At 42.2% G+C, this 18838-nt stretch carries 14 protein-coding genes and 1 other annotated feature; of the genes, 7 read left to right on the forward strand and 7 right to left on the reverse strand.

Features of this window, described 5'->3' with window-relative positions; all coding sequences use genetic code 11:
- Positions 1-132 precede the first annotated feature (132 nt).
- The 3 genes from ccpA (at position 133) to motS (ending at position 3176) form a co-directional block, all read left to right on the forward strand.
- Positions 133-1131 carry a catabolite control protein A gene (gene ccpA, locus NYE23_RS00275; RefSeq protein WP_341074714.1) on the forward strand — a complete coding sequence of 333 codons (999 nt, stop codon included), beginning with the start codon at positions 133-135 and terminating at the stop codon, positions 1129-1131.
- A 508-nt stretch (positions 1132-1639) separates the two neighbouring features.
- Positions 1640-2458 carry a flagellar motor protein MotP gene (motP, locus tag NYE23_RS00280; RefSeq protein ID WP_341074717.1) on the forward strand — a complete coding sequence of 273 codons (819 nt, stop codon included), beginning with the start codon at positions 1640-1642 and terminating at the stop codon, positions 2456-2458.
- The gene (gene motS / locus NYE23_RS00285; protein ID WP_341074718.1) at positions 2448-3176 is read left to right on the forward strand and encodes a flagellar motor protein MotS; all 729 of its coding nucleotides are present in this window, start codon (positions 2448-2450) and stop codon (positions 3174-3176) included. The genes motP and motS overlap by 11 nt, the downstream gene beginning before the upstream one ends.
- A gap of 80 nt (positions 3177-3256) precedes the next feature.
- Here the strand turns inward: motS and NYE23_RS00290 are convergent, their stop codons facing one another.
- The 3 genes from NYE23_RS00290 to NYE23_RS00300 all read right to left on the reverse strand — a co-directional run bounded on the left by NYE23_RS00290 (position 3257) and on the right by NYE23_RS00300 (position 5794).
- Positions 3257-4429, reverse strand: coding sequence for an acetoin utilization protein AcuC (locus NYE23_RS00290; protein WP_341074720.1), 1173 nt, complete (start codon positions 4427-4429; stop codon positions 3257-3259).
- The gene (locus tag NYE23_RS00295) at positions 4426-5073 is read right to left on the reverse strand and encodes an acetoin utilization AcuB family protein (protein ID WP_341074721.1); all 648 of its coding nucleotides are present in this window, start codon (positions 5071-5073) and stop codon (positions 4426-4428) included. Before NYE23_RS00295 ends, NYE23_RS00290 begins: the two co-directional genes overlap by 4 nt.
- Positions 5074-5161: 88 nt before the next feature.
- Complete coding sequence (locus NYE23_RS00300) at positions 5162-5794, reverse strand: GNAT family N-acetyltransferase (protein WP_341074722.1); 633 nt, start codon at positions 5792-5794, stop codon at positions 5162-5164.
- A gap of 221 nt (positions 5795-6015) precedes the next feature.
- Between NYE23_RS00300 and acsA the strand changes: the two genes are divergently transcribed.
- On the forward strand, positions 6016-7734 hold the full coding sequence (gene acsA / locus NYE23_RS00305; protein ID WP_341074723.1) for an acetate--CoA ligase: 1719 nt from the start codon (positions 6016-6018) through the stop codon (positions 7732-7734).
- Positions 7735-7842: 108 nt separating this feature from the next.
- Here the strand turns inward: acsA and NYE23_RS00310 are convergent, their stop codons facing one another.
- A complete protein-coding gene (locus NYE23_RS00310; RefSeq protein WP_341074725.1) occupies positions 7843-10722 on the reverse strand; it encodes a transglycosylase domain-containing protein in 2880 nt (959 codons plus the stop codon).
- Between the two features lie 153 nt (positions 10723-10875).
- Positions 10876-11101: a binding site (T-box leader), on the forward strand.
- 77 nt (positions 11102-11178) lie between these two features.
- On the opposite strand from NYE23_RS00310, the gene tyrS reads away from it, so the two are divergent.
- Positions 11179-12438: a tyrosine--tRNA ligase gene (tyrS, locus tag NYE23_RS00315; protein WP_341074729.1), complete on the forward strand. Its 1260-nt coding sequence runs from the start codon at positions 11179-11181 to the stop codon at positions 12436-12438.
- 505 nt (positions 12439-12943) lie between these two features.
- Here the strand turns inward: tyrS and NYE23_RS00320 are convergent.
- Together NYE23_RS00320 and rpsD are read right to left on the reverse strand one after the other, a co-directional pair.
- Positions 12944-13252, reverse strand: coding sequence for a hypothetical protein (locus NYE23_RS00320; RefSeq protein ID WP_341074731.1), 309 nt, complete (start codon positions 13250-13252; stop codon positions 12944-12946).
- 439 nt (positions 13253-13691) lie between these two features.
- Positions 13692-14294, reverse strand: coding sequence for a 30S ribosomal protein S4 (rpsD, locus tag NYE23_RS00325; RefSeq protein ID WP_035330337.1), 603 nt, complete (start codon positions 14292-14294; stop codon positions 13692-13694).
- Between the two features lie 622 nt (positions 14295-14916).
- Between rpsD and NYE23_RS00330 the strand changes: the two genes are divergently transcribed.
- A complete protein-coding gene (locus tag NYE23_RS00330) occupies positions 14917-16785 on the forward strand; it encodes a sensor domain-containing diguanylate cyclase (RefSeq protein WP_341074733.1) in 1869 nt (622 codons plus the stop codon).
- A gap of 234 nt (positions 16786-17019) precedes the next feature.
- Positions 17020-18207 carry a methionine gamma-lyase gene (gene megL, locus NYE23_RS00335; RefSeq protein ID WP_341074735.1) on the forward strand — a complete coding sequence of 396 codons (1188 nt, stop codon included), beginning with the start codon at positions 17020-17022 and terminating at the stop codon, positions 18205-18207.
- A 50-nt stretch (positions 18208-18257) separates the two neighbouring features.
- Here the strand turns inward: megL and NYE23_RS00340 are convergent, their stop codons facing one another.
- Positions 18258-18737, reverse strand: a complete 480-nt coding sequence (locus NYE23_RS00340) for a GAF domain-containing protein (RefSeq protein WP_341074740.1) — start codon at positions 18735-18737, stop codon at positions 18258-18260.
- Positions 18738-18838: the final 101 nt, after the last annotated feature.

An 18838-nucleotide genomic window follows, 5' to 3' on the forward strand; every position in this document is an offset into this window, starting at 1 on the left:
CGTATGATTAGATACATAATTGTACATGTGTAACCACTCACAAATTAGGATAAAAAATGAGTAGGTTATGTCGTGTTGCTGTAAAATATAAAGTAATAGAAGTGACCGCTAATTAAAGAAGGAGTGTCAGTAATGAATGTAACAATATATGATGTGGCAAGAGAAGCGAATGTATCAATGGCAACGGTTTCTCGTGTTGTAAATGGCAACCCGAATGTTAAACCGGCAACAAGAAAAAAAGTAATGGAAGTAATTGACCGGCTTGGATACCGCCCCAACGCGGTTGCGAGAGGATTGGCAAGCAAAAAAACCACTACAGTCGGTGTGATCATTCCCGATATTTCCAGCACCTTTTTTGCAGAACTGGCAAGGGGCATAGAAGATATTGCGACAATGTATAAATACAATATCATTCTCAGCAACTCCGATCAGAATATCGAAAAAGAGCTGCACTTGCTTAATACTATGCTGGGGAAACAGGTGGATGGAATAGTCTTCATGGGCGGCAACATTACGTCCGAGCTTGTTGAAGAGTTTGAAAAGTCTCCGGTTCCAATCGTACTGGCCGGCTCTATTGAAGAAACAGGCAAAATTCCATCAGTCAATATTAATTATGAACAGGCAGCATTTGATGTCACAAAGTCATTTATTGAGAAAGGCCATAAAGATGTTGCTCTTGTGGTAGGACCCCTCCGTGAGCCGATTAATCAGGAAAAGAAGCTTGCAGGCTATAAGCGTGCATTGGAAGAAGCTGAAGTATCCTACCGCGATGAATTGGTGGTTGAAGGAGATTATACGTACGATTCAGGTATAGAAGCCTTTGAAAAACTGCTTGAGGCTGACCCTCGCCCAACTGCTATTTTTGCAGGATCTGATGAGATGGCATTGGGAATCGTCCATGGGGCCGAGGATAAAGGCTATGATGTTCCGAAAGACTTTGAAGTCATCAGTTCAGACAACACCAGATTGACCTTAATGGTCCGTCCTCAGCTGACATCAGTCGTACAGCCATTGTATGATATTGGTGCAGTTGCCATGAGATTGCTTACGAAACTTATGAATAAAGAATCAGTCGATGAGCAAATTGTTGTACTCCCTCATCGAATTGAAGAACGAAACTCAACAAAATAACAAACATGCCGATATAAAAGAAAAGCGGAAGCGCCTCGACCAGCCCCGACAAGCGCTGGAGGGCCAGAAGTTGAAGTCGTTCTTTGACTTCAGCATCTGGACCGAAGTGACTCGAGGGGCTAGGCGCTGCAGCTGGACAAGGGAAGAAAGAAAAACGCCTTAATACAAAAGGCGTTTCTTTCTGTCAAAATTTATCGCAGTCTAACGGGCAGTAAGATCCCCACTTCAAGACTCAGTGGAATCAAAGGAGATAAGTGGGGGTCAAACTGCCCGTAAAGGCCCGAAAAGAGGAACAAAGACTATAAAAACGCCACATCCTCCCAAAAGCTGCCGCTTTCGGTCGTGCGATGTATCGCTGCCGTTGCCTTCCTTGTCCTGTGGCAACGTCTTTGTGACCCACTTCCTGTGGGCCTCAACTAACAATCAGCGGGGAGAAAAGCCCCCCACGATTGAAGTTTCACTTTATACTAAAACTTTTAGATAATGCAGCGGATCAGGGAGAGAGAGTATGAGAAAGTTCGATATGTTAACACCTGCAGGGTTAATGGTGGGCCTGGCAATGCTCATTTTTGGGATTATGTGGAATGGTGGTGCAGATGGGTTTTTATCATTTGTTGACCCTTCTTCAATCCTTATTGTTTTAGGCGGATTAATAGCCGGGCTGCTTGTTAGTTTTCCGTTAAAAGATATCAGGCATATGCCCACCGTTTTTAAACAGGTTTTTTCCAGTGAAGAACAAAGTGTTGGCGAGCTGATTGGAATTTTTGTCAAACTCTCTGAGCGTGCCCGGCGTGAAGGGCTGTTGTCGCTTGAGGCTGAAGTCGGGAAAGTCGAAGATTCTTTTATTCGTAAAGGCATTTATCTGGCTGTGGATGGTATAGAGCCAGATGTCATTACTGACATTATGAATGCCGAAATAATGGCGATGGAAGAGAGGCACAGAAAAGGCAGAAGCATTCTTGAAAGAGCGGGTGAGTATGCTCCGGCCTGGGGAATGATAGGAACCCTGATTGGTCTGGTTCTGATGCTGAAAAATTTAAATGATCCCTCCACTCTTGGGCCAAATATGGCCATTGCCTTATTGACTACATTATATGGTTCACTGCTGGCCAATCTTATTTTTCTGCCGATGGCAGCAAAGCTGACTTTAAAGACAGAGAAGGAAGTATTTATAAAGGAGATCATTATTGAGGGGGTTATCGGTGTTCAATCTGGTCAAAATCCAAAAATCTTGGAGGAGAAGCTGAGCGCCTTTTTATCCTCTGAGGAACGGAGAGAGCTTGAGGGGGCAGTAAACACGGGGGAGGCGCTGGATCATGAGGCGTAGGCGAAGATCTCCTGAGCCTCCTAAAGGTGCCCCAATCTGGATGGTGACTTTCTCAGATCTCGTTACATTAATATTGGTTTTCTTTATCCTGCTATTTTCAATGTCACAGATTGATTTAATGAAATTTCAGGCGATATCTGACTCCTTCCGGGACAGGCAGGTGCTTGATTTCCAGCCGTCCATTATTCCAGCGGAGAATCAGGAAGAAGTGGAAGAAAATACGGAAAAAGAAGTCAGCGGCCAATCAGATTCTCTTGATGAGCTCCAGATGGAAATTCAGTCGTTTCTGGATGAGAATGGATTAGAAAAGGTTATAGTGGCAAACAGGACAGAGCGTGGTGTCGTTCTCGTCCTGCAGGAACAGGTTTTATTCGAATCCGCGGATGCGAGTCTGATAGACAGCTCATACCCTTTCCTGGATAAAGTAGGAACCCTGTTAGCAAACATGCCCAACCTGGTGAAGGTGGAAGGACATACTGATGACCGGCCCATAACTACATACAGATATCCATCCAATTGGGAGTTATCTGCTGCCAGGGCCAGTACAGTAATCAGATATTTAACAGAAGGACATAAACTTGACAGCCACAGATTTATGGCTGTCGGCTATGGGGAAACCCGCCCCATTGTTCCCAATTCCGGACCGGAAAATTGGGAGAAAAACAGGCGTGTGGAAATCATTATTTCTGATCCGAAATTTAATGAAGAGAATAATTAATAAACAGGTCTGGCTAAAGCCAGACCTGTTTATTTACATGTGAAGAAACTGTAGCCTGATGTTTCCGGACAGTCACTTTCTTATATAGACTCTGTCATCGATTTGTTCCGGATGGGATAAAGAACCTTGTCCACTGTTCGGGCATTTTTTTCAGTTATTTCACTTTTACGGGGGATAGGCTTATATAAATCAGCCGGATCATCCCATTCAGGGGGAAGAGGCACGGGTGCGTGTTCTTTCCACTTGTTTATCCACTTCTCCGGGATATCGCCGTAGCAATTAGAGTTTTCAGTCATTTCAAGCCAAATCATGGCCCATGCACGGGGAACAACTCTCCAAATATCATAACCGCCACCGCCGACTGCAATCCATTTCCCGCCACAATATTCATGGGCAATTTCATGAGCCAGTTTCGGAATTTCCCTATAGATTTTTATAGTAGATGATAAATGGGTAAGAGGGTCAAGATAATGTGCATCAGCACCATTTTGCGTCAGAATTACATCAGGCTTGAAAAATTCCGCAACCTCCCGAAAAGCTGTACGGTATGCATGGAGCCAGGAATCGTCTTCAGTAAATGCATCCAAGGGAATATTGAAAGAGAATCCATATCCTTTCCCTTGTCCCCGTTCATTGACATTTCCGGTACCGGGAAAAAGGTATCGGCCTGTTTCATGAATTGATAAGGTGCATACATCTGGATCATCATAAAATGACCATTGTACACCGTCACCATGATGAGCATCTGTATCCACATACAGAATACGGGCTTTATACTTCTCCTGCATGTACTTTATGGCTACTGAGCTATCGTTATAAATGCAAAATCCAGAGGCTTTTCCCCGAAAACCGTGGTGAAGGCCTCCGCCAAGGTGCAGTGCGTGCTTAGCACGTCCGCCCATAACGGCATCAACGGCTGCCAGGGTGCCTCCTACTATAAGGGAGCTCGCTTCGTGCATATTGGGAAATATAGGTGTGTCCTCTGTTCCGAGACCATAGTTTTCGCATGTTTCCTCCGGAAGCTGTCCCCGGCCGGCAAGCTTGACAGCATTTACATAATTAGGATCATGAATCAGGTGAAGCTCTTCCTCCGCAGCCTGGCGCGGCGGGATAATATGACATTCATCGATGGCATTTATATTTTTGAGTAAATCGAGTGTCAGCTTCAGCCTTATCTGATTAAAAGGATGATTTTTGCTGAATTTGTAGTTCAGCAGGTCTTCCGAATAAACAAATACTGAATCATGTATCATAGTGAAATCCCCGGCATGTTTGGCCATAAAACTTGATGGCCTGCTTTTTTCAAATCTTCAACTACAAGCGTAGGGTTCATTGTCTGTACTCTTATCACCAGTATTTTAAATTTATCATCCGTTTTGTCAGGGTATACAAGGACACTCTGGATATTTGCTTTCCTTTTGCAGATGACTTCAGCAATTTCAAACAGCATGCCCGCCTTGTTTGGCACCTTCACTTCAATCTGCGAGCCTGGCTGATGAGCTCCCGTCAATTGAACTAATGTATGAAGCAAATCGGTCTCTGTGACAATTCCAACCAGCTTATTATCGTTTAATATGGGCAGGCAGCCAATCCGCTGTTCATAAAAAACCGCAGCAATTTCTTCAGCAAAATCAAGTGGGTGACCTGTAATGATATCTGTCTTCATAATCATTTTCAGCGGTCTCTGAAGATCTTCCTTAAACAGTTCTGTATGAAAAATAGAAGGTGTGGCGTCACGAATATCTCTATCTGTTACAAGTCCCTGCAATCTGCCATCTTCATCTGTTATCGGCAAATGCCGGATTCTTTTTTCGCTCATAATTCTTATTGCATCGGCAATAGTGTCTTCTTTTGCCAAGGCCGTGACATCCGTTTTCATAATTTCTTCAACAATCACTTTAAATGCCTCCTTATAAAATATGGAGATGCATTCATGCCGAAGAATAGTTCTGGCATGAACTATGTATTTACGCTTTTATTAAGATTTAATACATAAAACGATTCATAAAGCGCAAGCGGTCAAATTGCTGCACAGAATCCTGGTCTACTCTTTTTCCAATACGGGCCATTAGGCAATTTGCGGGGTGAGAACTGATTTCCGGGTCATCTGTGGCGTACCATTCAAGACCGCCTGCATTCATCATCTTTTCCATGATTTTTCGATATTCCCATACATTCAGGCCAGTTCCTTTTAAATCCCAATGCCAATAGTACTCTGTCGTTATAACAATATAATCCTCCATAGCATCATCCATCATAGATACTCTCAGCAGGTTCTTGCCTGTTCCTGAACCCCGGAAAGCAGGAATCACTTCTATGGCACCCAATTCAATTAAATTATCCATCTTACCTTCCGACCAGCGTTCAAGAGGATCCGGATACAAGTAAGTAACATAGCCGACAATGGTATGTCTGTCACGGGCTACTATAATTCTGCCCTCCGGCAATCCTGCAATCTCAACCAGGGCTTTATGCTGCTGAGCCGGCGGCCTGAAAGCAACAAGATCTTTATGAAACTCATAATCTGCCAATTTTTCAGGTGTAATTGGCCCCTCAATGATTAATTTTCCATTGGCTGTTTTTAATTCCTTTGCATTATACGTTTTTTTATGTTCCATGTATTCACCACCCAGGTAGCATGATCAATGTACCTTCTATTATACATAAAAACGCGGTAGATAAAGCGCTTTCACATAATTTTCTGTGTAATTTAAAAAAGTTTGTGACAATTTCCGAATTTGTTCATAACTGCTTTTTTCTCCTTTAAAATTTTAAAAATTGAGAAAATATAATGTTTATACTATAATAATATCAAATCTAAATAAGGGGGAGAAGATTTATGAAAGTGGAAGCGCTGCCAGTAACACAAGGGGACTTCAATTTAAAAAATTATGATGAACTTTATGCAATTTTTAACTGGGCTGATGCGGAAAAAGAATTTTCCTGGAAAGAAACCGGCCGCATGAATATGGGCTATGAGGCCATCGACCGTCATGCGGAATCTTTCAGAAAAAATAAGGTTGCCCTTTATTATCGCGATGGACAGAGAAATGAGAAATATACTTTCAAAGAAATGAAGGAACTATCCAATAAAGCGGGAAATGCATTAAAAGCATATGGCGATGTTGAGAAAGGCGACCGGGTGTTCATCTTTATGCCGCGTTCTCCTGAGCTTTATTTTGCAGTATTGGGGGCTGTTAAGCTGGGGGCTATTGTAGGTCCTCTATTTGAAGCTTTCATGGAAGGAGCTGTCCGTGACCGGCTTGCTGACAGTGAAGCAAAAGTCCTGATTACAACACCTGAGCTTTTGGAACGAGTGCCTGTTGACCAGCTGCCTGCTTTAAAGCATGTTTTCCTTGTTGGGGAAAATATTGAGGAAACCGGGTCATATGTTGATTTTAATAAAAGAATGGCTGAATCGAGCAGGAAGCTGGCAATTGAATGGGTTGATGGAAATGATGGGCTTATTTTGCATTATACTTCCGGTTCAACAGGCAAGCCAAAAGGGGTGCTGCATGTACATAATGCAATGATTCAGCATTACCAGACAGCTAAATGGGTGCTGGACTTAAAAGAAGAAGATGTATATTGGTGCACTGCTGATCCAGGCTGGGTAACCGGTACTTCATATGGCATTTTCGGCCCGTGGCTGACAGGGACTTCAAACCTTGTGGTCGGGGGCAGGTTCAATCCGGAGACTTGGTATAAAATGATTGAGGAATATGGCGTTACAGTTTGGTATAGTGCTCCGACTGCTTTCCGCATGCTAATGGGCGCGGGCGATGAGGTTGTGAAAAAATTTGATTTAAGCTCCCTTCGCCATGTCCTCAGTGTTGGTGAACCGCTAAACCCTGAAGTAGTCAGATGGGGTACAAAAGTCTTCAACATGCGCATCCATGATACATGGTGGATGACTGAAACGGGTGCACAGCTGATCTGTAATTATCCTTGCCTGGAAATAAAGCCGGGATCCATGGGTAAGCCGATTCCGGGTGTTAAGGCAGCCATTGTCGATGATCAGGGAAATGAACTGCCGCCTAACCGTATGGGTAACCTTGCGATTAAAAAAGGCTGGCCTTCCATGATGCATGCCATCTGGAATAACGAGCAAAAATATGAATCTTATTTTATGCCGGGTGATTGGTATGTTTCCGGAGATTCGGCTTATATGGATGAAGATGGATATTTCTGGTTCCAGGGCCGTGTAGATGATGTTATCATGACATCTGGCGAGCGTGTAGGGCCGTTTGAAGTAGAGAGCAAGCTGATCGAACATCCGGCGGTTGCAGAAGCTGGGGTCATCGGCAAGCCGGATCCTGTCCGCGGGGAAATTATTAAAGCGTTTGTTGCTTTGCGGGATGGGCATGAACCCACTGAGGAATTAGTGGAAGAAATCCGCCAATTCGTTAAGAAGGGCCTTGCTGCCCACGCTGCTCCGCGTGAAATCGAATTCCGCGACAAGCTTCCAAAAACCCGCAGCGGCAAAATCATGCGCCGTGTGCTTAAGGCATGGGAACTGGATCTGCCAACCGGTGATTTGTCTACAATGGAAGATTAAAATAGTTGAAGGCCGCTGTTCAATAACAGCGGCCTTCATGTATTTATATGAAAGGTGCAAAACGAAGAAAAAAGCAGAAATCCAGCCAATGGATTCCTGCTTTTCGTTTTAATCATTTTCAGCTGCTGTGTCTACACCTTCACCGGATTCTGATGGTTTTTCTTCCTTAGGCTTTTCTTCCGCTGGCGGGTCTTTCGGTTTTTCTTCCTTAGGCTTTTCTTCTTTTGGTTTATCTTCTTTAGGTTTCTCTTTTTCCGGCTTTTTGCCGATTTCCACTGCATTGGAAGGAGCAGACTCTCTGCCGGCAATGTCAACGGCTGTTACATGGATTGAGCCGCTTCCAGCCTTAAAGCTAAGGGAGGAGCCAGCTTTTATGGTACCGACTTTTTTGCCTCCGTTATAGACGCGGTAACCTATTACATCATTTTCAGGATGTGCGCCCCATGTAATGCTTTCACCCGAAGCTTTTATGCCTGGTGCTGCCGGGGCTTTACCGTTGTCTTTGAGCTGGTCAGCGCTAGTCAGTATGCTCTTCCAGCGTTCTTTATTCGGAATTAGAGTACTTAGATTTGCTTTAATGCCGAATAGTTTTTGAATATATTCCGGATTCACTACCATTCCAGGTTCAGTAAACTCTTCTGGTGTTGAATCAAGTGCCATATATTTTTTATCGCCAATTCGTACAAGTTTTCCGTTGCCGAGACTGTCATCCACTTTTGTAGGAACAAATTTGGCATTGAATAAATCAGTTTCAACTAGGCCAGCTTTAGAACATGCCTCTGAGGGAAGCAGGCCGGAAATGGCACAGAATGAACGTCTTACGATTCCACCCGGCATTTTAAAGCTTTCGCTTGGGTCTACAAGGTCAGGGGCAGCATCATATGCTGCATTCATCAGGTCAGCCCACAGATAATTATTTCGCAGGCTATAGCTTAATGGGCCAGGAGCCTTCAATGATTTAGGCGTATCATAACCAGACCAGATGCCGAAAGTGACATTCGGGTTGGATGCCACAAACCAGGCATCTATGAATTCAGTACCAGTACCTGTTTTACCCGCCCAGTCAGAACCGAACTTCAATCTGCTCTTAATCGATGTGGCAGTTCCGCTGTTTATAACGTCTCTCATCATATCGATTGTAAGGTACGCTGTCTGCGGGCTAAATACATCAACAGGCTCTGATTTATGCTGGAATATGACGTTCCCGTCTTTATCTGTAATTTTTTCAATCATATAGGCGTCAATAAATTTCCCGCCATTAGCAAATGTAGTAAATGCGTTTGTATTTTCTTCTACAGTTACGCCGTATTCCAGTGATCCGATGGATGTAGACAAGTTTGTATAGTCAGGGCCGATAAGAGAAGTAAAGCCCATTTTCTCAAGGTAAGCAGCAGGCCGCTGTCCGACTATATCCTTATAGAGCTTTACAGCAGGGACATTGTATGAATGCTTAAGTGCATCTCTGGCCGAAACAAGCCCGCTATAGGTATTTGTATAGTTCTTTGGCCAAGGTCTGTTTAGTCCCGGAGCAAGATGCAGCGGCACATCAGGCAGAATAGTGCCCGGCGCTGCTTTTCCAAGTTCTATTGCCGGGGCATAGACTAAAAGCGGCTTCATGGTTGAACCATTTTGCCTAAGAGCGCTTGTAGCATGGTTCAGCTGCTCGCGTTTGTGGTCGCGTCCGCCGACAAAGCTGATAATTCTCCCGGTTTTATTTTCAATTAATATCGCACCAACTTCTACGGGCTCCATGATTTGTTTGTTTTCGCCAGTTTCCGGATCCTTTATTGTCTCAGGTTTGTCAGGGCCGTAATAAGGGTAGTTATCTTTGACCTGCTGCATCTTATCATAAATTTCTTTGTTAATGGTCGTATGAATTTGGAAGCCATTCTGGCGGATTGTCCGGTCTGCAAGGGTTCTGTATTCCTCGCGGAGCTCGTCATCTTCTTTTAAGTCCTGTTCTTCATATCCGTCATTTTTTGCGAGAATCTTAGTCATGATTTTTACTGCACGTTCTTCTATTTCATACGTTAAATATGGATACTTTTCCAAAGGGCTCTCAGAAGCCGTTGTGAAATCCTTTGTCAGGTCATATGCCAAGGCTTCCTCGTATTGCTTCTGGTCAATCTTTCCGTCATCATACATTCTTTTCAGAACGGTTTTCATCCTGGAGAAACCGGGTTCCAGATTCTCTTTGACCGTTCCCTCCCTTGTAAAAGGAGTGTAGCCGAATGGACTCTGAGGCAGCCCTGCAATGAATGCGGCCTGGGGCAATGTTAATTCTTTTGCACTCACCCCAAAAATGCCTTTGGCAGCTGCTTCAACTCCGGCAATATTCCGTCCGGATGCATTTCTTCCAAAGGTAGAAACATTTAGATATGCTTCCAATATTTCTTTTTTATCAAAGAATTTCTCCAGCCGCAAAGCAAGCAGAATCTCTTTTGCTTTCCGTTCGAAAGAAACTTCATTCGTTAAGATTTGGTTCTTTATCAGCTGCTGTGTCAGTGTACTTCCGCCGGATTGAACAGATGAATTTGTTACTTCCTGGAAGAGTGCGCGCATAATCGCTTTTGGCACCACACCGTCATGTTCGTAGAAATATTCATCTTCAGTAGCCACTACTGCGTTAATTAAGTGTTCCGAAACATCATCAAGCTTAACTTCCTCACGTTCCAGGTCTGTTCTGAGCTTTCCGAGATATACATTATTTGCAAAGTATAGTTCTGATGTTTCTTCATAGTCATAAATATCCTTTTTCATGCTGGCATAGGATCGGATGGGTTCATCTTTTACAAGCGATGCGAAATAACCGGCTCCCAGTCCTCCCGCGAATGAACCCCCAATGACAGCCAGTATGATAAAAAGCAAAGTAAGATTCCAGATGACCTGGTATGTAATACTTGCTCCTTTAGCTGCTTTCTTATTACCGAAAAGGCCCGGAGTCTGCCTCAATTTATCCATTAACATCTGAAACTTTTCTTTCATCATATCAATCCCCCTAAAATCACATTTATTATAGCACAATGTGACAGCCGAATATGACATGGTTCGCCATTTATCTGAAATTTCCTTTTTTGCACAGGAATTTGACATTTGGCTCATTTTTATGATAAAAATATTCTATCTTAGACGTTAAATATTTTAAAGGCATTGATGGGAATCCAGTAATGCTTCTATCCCTGTTTCAGAAAGCCGGCGTTTGCTGCGAGCCGGTACAAATAGAAGGATGAAATACCTCCCTGAGCTTTCACTGTCAACCTGCACAGCAGTTATAGCAGTGGACGGATTATCCGTTATTCTGAAAGAGTGGGGGACATTGTGTCCTCAATCTGGGTGGTACCGCGCAAAAAGATCATGCGTCCCTGCATAAATTGCAGGGGCGCTTTTTGTATGGTTATAACCTTCAATGCCTTTAAAAATAGCCGTTAATTAGGAGGAATTAAGATGAGTTTACTTGAAGATCTGCAATGGAGAGGAATTGTTTATCAGCAGACAGATGAAGAGGGAATCCAGAATACTCTCGAGAAAGAGAAAATTTCTTTATACTGCGGTGTTGATCCTACTGCTGACAGCATGCATATTGGACACCTGCTTCCATTTTTAACGTTAAGACGCTTTCAAAAAGAAGGCCACCGTCCAATTGTACTTGTTGGCGGAGCTACTGGACTTATTGGTGATCCAAGCGGCAAAAGCGAAGAACGGAAGCTGCAGACTCTTGAAACAGTGCAGTATAATGTGGACTGCATAAAGGGCCAGCTGAAAAGAATTTTTGATTTTGAAAGTGAAAATGGTGCAATCATGGTTAACAACTACGATTGGGCAGGCTCCATGGATATCGTTACGTTCCTTCGTGATTACGGGAAACATGTCGGAGTCAATTACATGCTCGCTAAAGACACCATTTCTTCCAGACTGGAAACTGGAATATCCTTTACTGAATTCACTTACACCATCCTGCAGGCAATGGATTTCCTTCATTTATATGAGAATCATAACTGCAAAATGCAGATTGGCGGCAGCGACCAGTGGGGGAATATTACAACCGGACTTGAACTTATCCGCAAAATGGCGCCTGAAGGTTCCAAGGCTTACGGACTGACCATCCCTCTTGTAACGAAAGCGGATGGAACAAAGTTCGGCAAAACGGAAAGCGGCGCAATCTGGCTTGATCCTGAGAAAACATCTCCTTATGAGTTTTACCAGTTCTGGATTAACACAGCAGATGCGGATGTAATCAAATACCTTAAATTCTTTACCTTCTTATCCCGTGAAGAAATTGAAGATCTTGAGAAAGCTGTTCAGGAAGAACCGCATCTCCGCAAAGCCCAAAAAGCACTTGCTGAAGAAATGACACGTCTGATTCATGGGGATGAAGCATTAGAACAGGCTATCAAAATTACAGCAGCCCTTTTCAGCGGAGATATAAAAAACCTTTCAGCCTCTGAGATTAAACAAGGCTTTAAGGATGTCCCATCTTATGAGCATTCAGAAGGAGAGGAATTGGGCATAGTTGACTTGCTTGTTGCTGCCAAAATCTCTCCATCCAAACGCCAGGCGCGTGAAGATGTGACGAATGGCGCTGTTTCAGTAAACGGAGAACGCGTAACAGAGCTTGATTACACTCTTACTGATAAAGATAAGATAGAAGGTCAATTTACTGTCATTCGCCGCGGAAAGAAAAAATATTACCTGATTAAATACTAAAAAACGAAAGCCCTCCTGTGACGGAGGGCTATATTTAGACATAATTGAATCAAAAATGGGAGTTAATCCAGCAGAAAACAAAAAAACTGCCGAAATGCATCGGCAGTTTTAATATTATTAACGAGAGTAGAATTCAAAAGCTTCAAAAACCCTAGTATTATAGGGGTTTGAGAGGGGCTTTATTATAGCTAAGTTTGGTGAACAAACGCACCCGTTTACGTGCATCTATTCACCAAACTTAGCTATGAGCGTCCAAAGCTATATTCAACTGATTTAGATTATCTAAACTGAATAAATTGTCCATCATAATGTCAATAGAATTGACACTTTTAGTAGTATGTGCTGGTGTCAATTATAAGTTCATATTCGGGAAAAAGTTGTCACTTGAGAAAAATGGCGCAAATAATTTTACGCCATTTTCTATTTCATTTTATTATTATGGACCTAAAAATCGAATGGTTTATCTTTAGAGAGGTTACATGTTCTAAGGCCTGTTGTTGCAGTTTTAAAGAATGATGTTAGTTACAATTCCTATAATAAAACAAAATATTGCTGCTCCAAGTGCAAACCTAGTACCACTTCTAGACAGGGTTTTATTATGAGTGCTTTTAAACCAACCTGTAAATTGAAGTTTATTCTTATAAAGAATATATATAAACAAGAGATCAGCAATAAAGATAAGTGTCCAATTAAATTCTGTAAACCCAAGTAATTGTACAATTGTTTTTTCTACATACCCTAAAATTAAAAGGCCTATAAATAAAATAAGAGATACTCTAATGATTTCTAATATAAATTGGAGTGTTTTGTTCACAATGTACCCTCCCCTACAGATTCTTGTTCAGCAACTTTTGCATACTTTTTAATAAACTTAGCATCTTCTTTACAGTAAATAAACAATAAATATATATTTTTGTAAATTATATACATTTTAGTAAAAATAAAAATGGTTTTTAGCTAGGTATATTTATTACATCCATTTACTTTTTTAGATAACTTGCTAAATAATCATTCAAAAACCCCTTTACATAAAAAGCCTTCTATACCGAGAGGGCCCAAAGTTAAGAAGAATAAAGATTTTTGTCCACAAATAACGCGTAATAATGTGCCCTAAATTATCCCCCGAACCTCCCCCAAATGGATAGTGGAGAATACATTATTCTACAAAGCATAAAACAAACAAAAAACCCCAGAACCATTGATTTAACAAGGATTCTAGGGTTTATAGGATTTCTATTTAAGAAGCGTCTCGCTTAACGAGAGTAGAATTCAACGATTAGAGATTCGTTGATTTCAGCTGGAAGTTCAGAACGCTCAGGCATGCGAGTGAAAGTTCCTTCTAGCTTGTCTGCATCGAAAGATACGAAGTCAGGTACAAAGTTGTTAACTTCGATTGCTTCTTTAACGATGTCAAGGCTGCGAGATTTTTCGCGAAGTGTAATTGTTTGACCAGGTGCTACGCGGTATGATGGGATATCAACACGAGATCCATCAACCATGATGTGACCGTGGTTAACAAGCTGGCGAGCTTGACGGCGAGTGCGGGCAAGACCTAAACGGTAAACAACGTTGTCAAGACGTGATTCAAGAAGAATCATGAAGTTTTCACCGTGCTTACCAGGCATTTTGCCGGCTTTATCGAATAAATTGCGGAATTGACGCTCATTTACTCCGTACATGTGACGAAGCTTTTGCTTCTCCTGCAATTGTAATCCGTATTCAGAGATTTTTTTACGCTGGTTTGGACCATGTTGTCCAGGAGCGTAAGGACGCTTTTCTAATTCTTTTCCAGTACCGCTTAGAGAGATTCCAAGACGACGGGATAATTTCCAGCTTGGACCAGTATAACGAGCCATTTAAGACTCCTCCTTTTGTGTTTTTATTTTGGTAAAATAAAAACAGAAACAGATGCGCACAACAATCATGTTCATTTTGTTTTCATGTACCTTCGCCCTAGCAGCAGAGGGTTACACAGTACCCCATCCCCAGAAACATGTAAGTCGCCAAAGGCGCCTGAAGCCAGACAATGCTAACTTCAATGCTCTGGTTGAGGAACAAAATGAGTACATCAAGGTGCTCACATAGGCTGCAATATTTTACACAAGGAGTATTATATAATTTTTAGAGGGTAAAAGTCAAGGCGATCTTTAATTTTTACTTCTTTAGATTTAAAGCATGTATTAATTATATAGGAAATTTATTTTCTATGCCATATTTCACAGTTATTTAGAAAACTATCAAAGAGTCTCTTTGAAAAAAATATGATATAATAAAGAAAAAATTGGCAGAAGGCGGCTTCTCTATTTTATATTTCATAGATATTTCCTGCTGGACCTCTGCTGAAAACTTGAAATGAAGTAAGCGGAATTGAAACGAAATAGCCACATCTATCCCGGGATTTATTAATTTTGGTCCGTTATAATATACCTTATTGGTTTAAAGATTCATGATCTGAGATATTTGATGGGTGATAAGAAGATGGATACACTTGAACGCCAAATCATACTTAATTTAAAAAGCCGTTTTTTTGATATTATCGATACGGAGAACGGTTTCTTTCATTATGAGAAATTACTGAATGAAATGCTTTCTGCCATTCAAGTCCTTACTGAAGCAGACGAAATAACTCTGTACGTCTTTAATGAATGGAAGCAGGAGTTTTTTGCAGAAGCATCCACAAATCCGGATACTTTGCAGTCACTTGCTTTTTCAGGTGATTTAAAAAGATGGGCTAAAACAAACAGAGAGTTCCAGGGGTTAGGCACTGAGATTATGGAAGAACAAATCATGATTCCTCTTGTAAAGGGAAGCCAGCTGCTGGGGTGCATGATTCTAATAGGGGCATCAGGCTGTTTTCACACCTATCCAGAAAAAGTATTTCAGGAACTTAGCGAAGAATGCGGGCAATTTCTTGATAAAGCTCAGGGCATGGCTAAAATTGCTTCAGAAGAAAAACGCTACAAACAGCTGTACCGCGTTACTGAGAAATTCCATTCCTCAATGGATATGGATATGGTGCTGGGGGAAATTATTTTTACTCTCCAGGAAATGTACCCCACTTTTACCTGCTATCTTCTGCTGTCCCAGGATAACAATAATCATGGAGATTTGCCTATTAGAGACCTTGAATATGACAGCGAAAATATTGCGGCCATGCAGGCTTATGTCACGGGGACTGTTCAATTTGAAGATTCCCTCCAGGAAGTTCGATCTATCCTGTATGCTCCATTAAAAGGGAAACAGGGGGTGTATGGCGTTCTGCAAGTTATAGCGCCTAATACCATCATATTCCCGAAAAATGAAATTGAATTTATAACACTTCTGGCTAATACTGCAGGCAGTGCACTGGAGAATGCGCAGCTTTATCAGCAGTCCAAGCGGCTGATAGCGGATCTTCAATTAATTAATGAAACCTCCCACCGCCTGAACTCGAACTTGCGCCTTACAGAAACGATGAACTTTATGTCAGATCAGATTATGCAGTCCTTTGATGCTGAAGAAGCCGGTTTCATCCTCTTATCTTCTGATGGTTCTGATGTAAATATAATTCAGGGCAGCACTGAATTTTTTCATACCAAAGAGGCAGAAAGCTATATTCAGTATATGAAGAAAAAGATCATCAGGGAGAAAGAGTCTCTTTTTATTGGAGATTTTTCTTTACAGCTCGAAGGTGCGGCGAGCTGCTATAAATCCATCATGGCTGTTCCGATGACCCAATCTGGAGTGTTAAAGGGATTTGCGCTTGTCATGCACAGTTCTCCATATCATTTTTCATTTGAAACATTCAAGCTGCTGCAATCATTGATTCATCATTCCACGCTTGCCTTTACCAATTCAATGCTGAGAGAAGAGCTTGAAAAGATGGTTGTAACGGATCACTTAACAAAGCTGTATTCCCGAAACTATTTGGATGATCGCATACATCAGTCCATGAATGAAGATCATGAAGGAACCTTTATGCTGGTTGATATAGATGATTTTAAAATGGTGAATGATACATACGGACATCAGGTAGGCGATGAAATTATTATTCAAGTCGCCAATTTAATAAACAGCAATATTCGCGGCACTGATATTGGAGCAAGATGGGGCGGTGAGGAGCTGGCTCTTTACCTGCCCGGTGTTTCTTTGTCAGCAGGTGCGCTTATTGCTGAACGGCTTGTCAGAAAGGTATGTCAGATCACAGACCCCCAAGTAACCATTTCATGCGGCGTCTCATATTGGAGCAGGGGGAAAAAAGATTCGTATGCTTCACTATTTAAACGGGCTGACAGGGCATTATATACTGCCAAGAATACAGGTAAAAATAAAGTGATACTTGAGTCGGCAGCAGACTCATTTATATAGGGGACTGCCTTATGGGGAGGCAGTCTTTATTAACGGATAAACATGAAGAAATACTGAAGTTAGATAGCAGGCGTTATCGGCTCAAGGTCATAAGCCGATAGGCGAGCGCCTTCCGCCTTTCTGAATATTTTTCCAAAACAAAATACTTTCAAAAAATATGCTATTATCATATGCTGAAAGAGGAGCTTGATATAGCAAATAATGTAAGCGTTTTCAGTGAAGGGGAGAGTTATAATGGATAGAAATCATCGGTTTAACTTCGAGACGCAGGTCATCCATGAAGGATACGATGCAGAAAGCTTCAAGGGAAGCCTGGCACCGCCCATTTTTCAGACGTCAACTTTTACTTTCGAGACGGCACAGCAGGGGGAAAAGCGTTTTGCCGGTGAAGAAGAAGGCTATATCTATTCCCGTCTGGGCAATCCAACGGTAAAGATGCTGGAAGAAAGAATGGCCGCCCTTGAAAAGGGAGAGGCTGCCCTTGCGTTTGGTTCGGGTATGGCCGCGGTTTCAGCTGTTCTTTTTGCTTTAACCAAAACAGGTGATCATATTTTATGTTCCCAGGGAGTGTATGGTTGTACATTTGGACTCCTGGAGATGATGGAGGAAAAATATAAAATCAGCCATGATTATTCAGCGATGGAATCAAAGCAGCAGCTGCTTGATCAAATTAAGCCGGAGACTGTCTGTATATATGTTGAAACTCCAATAAATCCAACAATGAAATTGGTGGATTTGAAGATGGTTGCAGAAGTAGGGAGAGAGAAAGGGATTCCGGTTGTGGTGGATAATACTTTCTGTTCTCCATATTTACAGAATCCGATCGAGCTGGGCTGCGATATTGTCATTCATAGTGCGACAAAATACATCGGAGGTCATGGTGACGTAATTGCCGGCCTTGTTGTAGGCAGCAAAGAATTTTTGGATGAAGTAAGAATGACTACTCAAAAAGACATTGGGGGCATTATTTCACCTTTTGAAGCCTGGCTGCTGCTCCGCGGCTTGAAAACACTTGCAGTCAGACTTGACAGGCATTGTGATAATGCTGAACAGCTTGCATCATATTTATTGGCGCATCCAAAAGTGGAAAAAGTTTATTTTCCTGGAGACAGCAGTAATGCAGATTTTGATATTGCGCAAAAACAAATGAGAAAGCCTGGCGGGATGATTTCCTTTACTCTAAAGGGAGATAAAGAGACTGCTCAGGAATTTATGAACAGGCTGAATCTAATAAAAATTGCCGTGAGCCTTGGAGATGCGGAGACATTAATCCAGCACCCTGCAACTATGACTCATGCTGTGGTTCCAAAGGAATACCGTGAAAAAATGGGCATTGAAGATACATTGCTGAGGCTTTCAGTCGGCCTTGAATCATGGGAAGATATCAGGGAGGATCTTTCCCAGGCTCTTGAAGGAGTCTGATATGTAAAAGAGATGGCCGTTAAATGGCCATCTCTTTCTTTTGAAATCATTTACAGGAAGGATACAAGCACCTCTGAGAAGTCTTCCAGGTATTTCTGGTCAAGTTCATCAAATCGGTTTTTTTCTGGGGAATCAATATCCAGCAAACCGAGAAGCTCGCCATCTTTCACAAGCGGAATGACGATTTCGGACTGTGAAGCAGCGTCACAGGCGATATGTCCAGGGAATTGATGGACATCTTCAACACGGACAGTTTCCATTTGCTCTGCAGCTGTTCCGCACACGCCCTTGCCAAGGGGAATTCTTACACATGCAGGCAGGCCCTGAAAAGGACCGAGAACAAGCTCGCCTTCTTCCATCAGGTAAAACCCTACCCAGTTGGTGCGTTCCAGGAATTGATTAAGAAGTGCTGATGCATTGCTTAAATTGGCAATGCTGTTCGTTTCTCCTGCAAGAAGAGCAGAGAGCTGTTTAATCAATAATTGATAATTTTCTTCACGGGTTCCCTTGTATGATTCGACACTAAACATCACAAATCACCTTGCTTTCTCAAAGATAAATGAATTTCCTGGCAGAAGAACAGGAAATTAGTAGGACATTGTCGAGAACTTAAAAAAGGATAAGACGATTT

This window comes from Cytobacillus sp. FSL H8-0458 (genome assembly GCF_038002165.1).
Classification (GTDB): Bacteria; Bacillota; Bacilli; order Bacillales; family Cytobacillaceae; genus Cytobacillus.

What these genes read in the sequence shown, in the direction of transcription:
- ccpA (WP_341074714.1), top strand. Translation starts at nt 133, where the DNA reads ATGAATGTAACAATATATGATGTGGCAAGAGAAGCGAATGTATCAATG.
- acsA (WP_341074723.1), top strand. Translation starts at nt 6,016, where the DNA reads ATGAAAGTGGAAGCGCTGCCAGTAACACAAGGGGACTTCAATTTAAAA.
- NYE23_RS00340 (WP_341074740.1), bottom strand. Translation starts at nt 18,737, where the DNA reads ATGTTTAGTGTCGAATCATACAAGGGAACCCGTGAAGAAAATTATCAA.
- NYE23_RS00310 (WP_341074725.1), bottom strand. Translation starts at nt 10,722, where the DNA reads ATGATGAAAGAAAAGTTTCAGATGTTAATGGATAAATTGAGGCAGACT.
- motP (WP_341074717.1), top strand. Translation starts at nt 1,640, where the DNA reads ATGAGAAAGTTCGATATGTTAACACCTGCAGGGTTAATGGTGGGCCTG.
- NYE23_RS00300 (WP_341074722.1), bottom strand. Translation starts at nt 5,794, where the DNA reads ATGGAACATAAAAAAACGTATAATGCAAAGGAATTAAAAACAGCCAAT.
- NYE23_RS00290 (WP_341074720.1), bottom strand. Translation starts at nt 4,429, where the DNA reads ATGATACATGATTCAGTATTTGTTTATTCGGAAGACCTGCTGAACTAC.
- motS (WP_341074718.1), top strand. Translation starts at nt 2,448, where the DNA reads ATGAGGCGTAGGCGAAGATCTCCTGAGCCTCCTAAAGGTGCCCCAATC.
- NYE23_RS00330 (WP_341074733.1), top strand. Translation starts at nt 14,917, where the DNA reads ATGGATACACTTGAACGCCAAATCATACTTAATTTAAAAAGCCGTTTT.
- rpsD (WP_035330337.1), bottom strand. Translation starts at nt 14,294, where the DNA reads ATGGCTCGTTATACTGGTCCAAGCTGGAAATTATCCCGTCGTCTTGGA.
- tyrS (WP_341074729.1), top strand. Translation starts at nt 11,179, where the DNA reads ATGAGTTTACTTGAAGATCTGCAATGGAGAGGAATTGTTTATCAGCAG.
- megL (WP_341074735.1), top strand. Translation starts at nt 17,020, where the DNA reads ATGGATAGAAATCATCGGTTTAACTTCGAGACGCAGGTCATCCATGAA.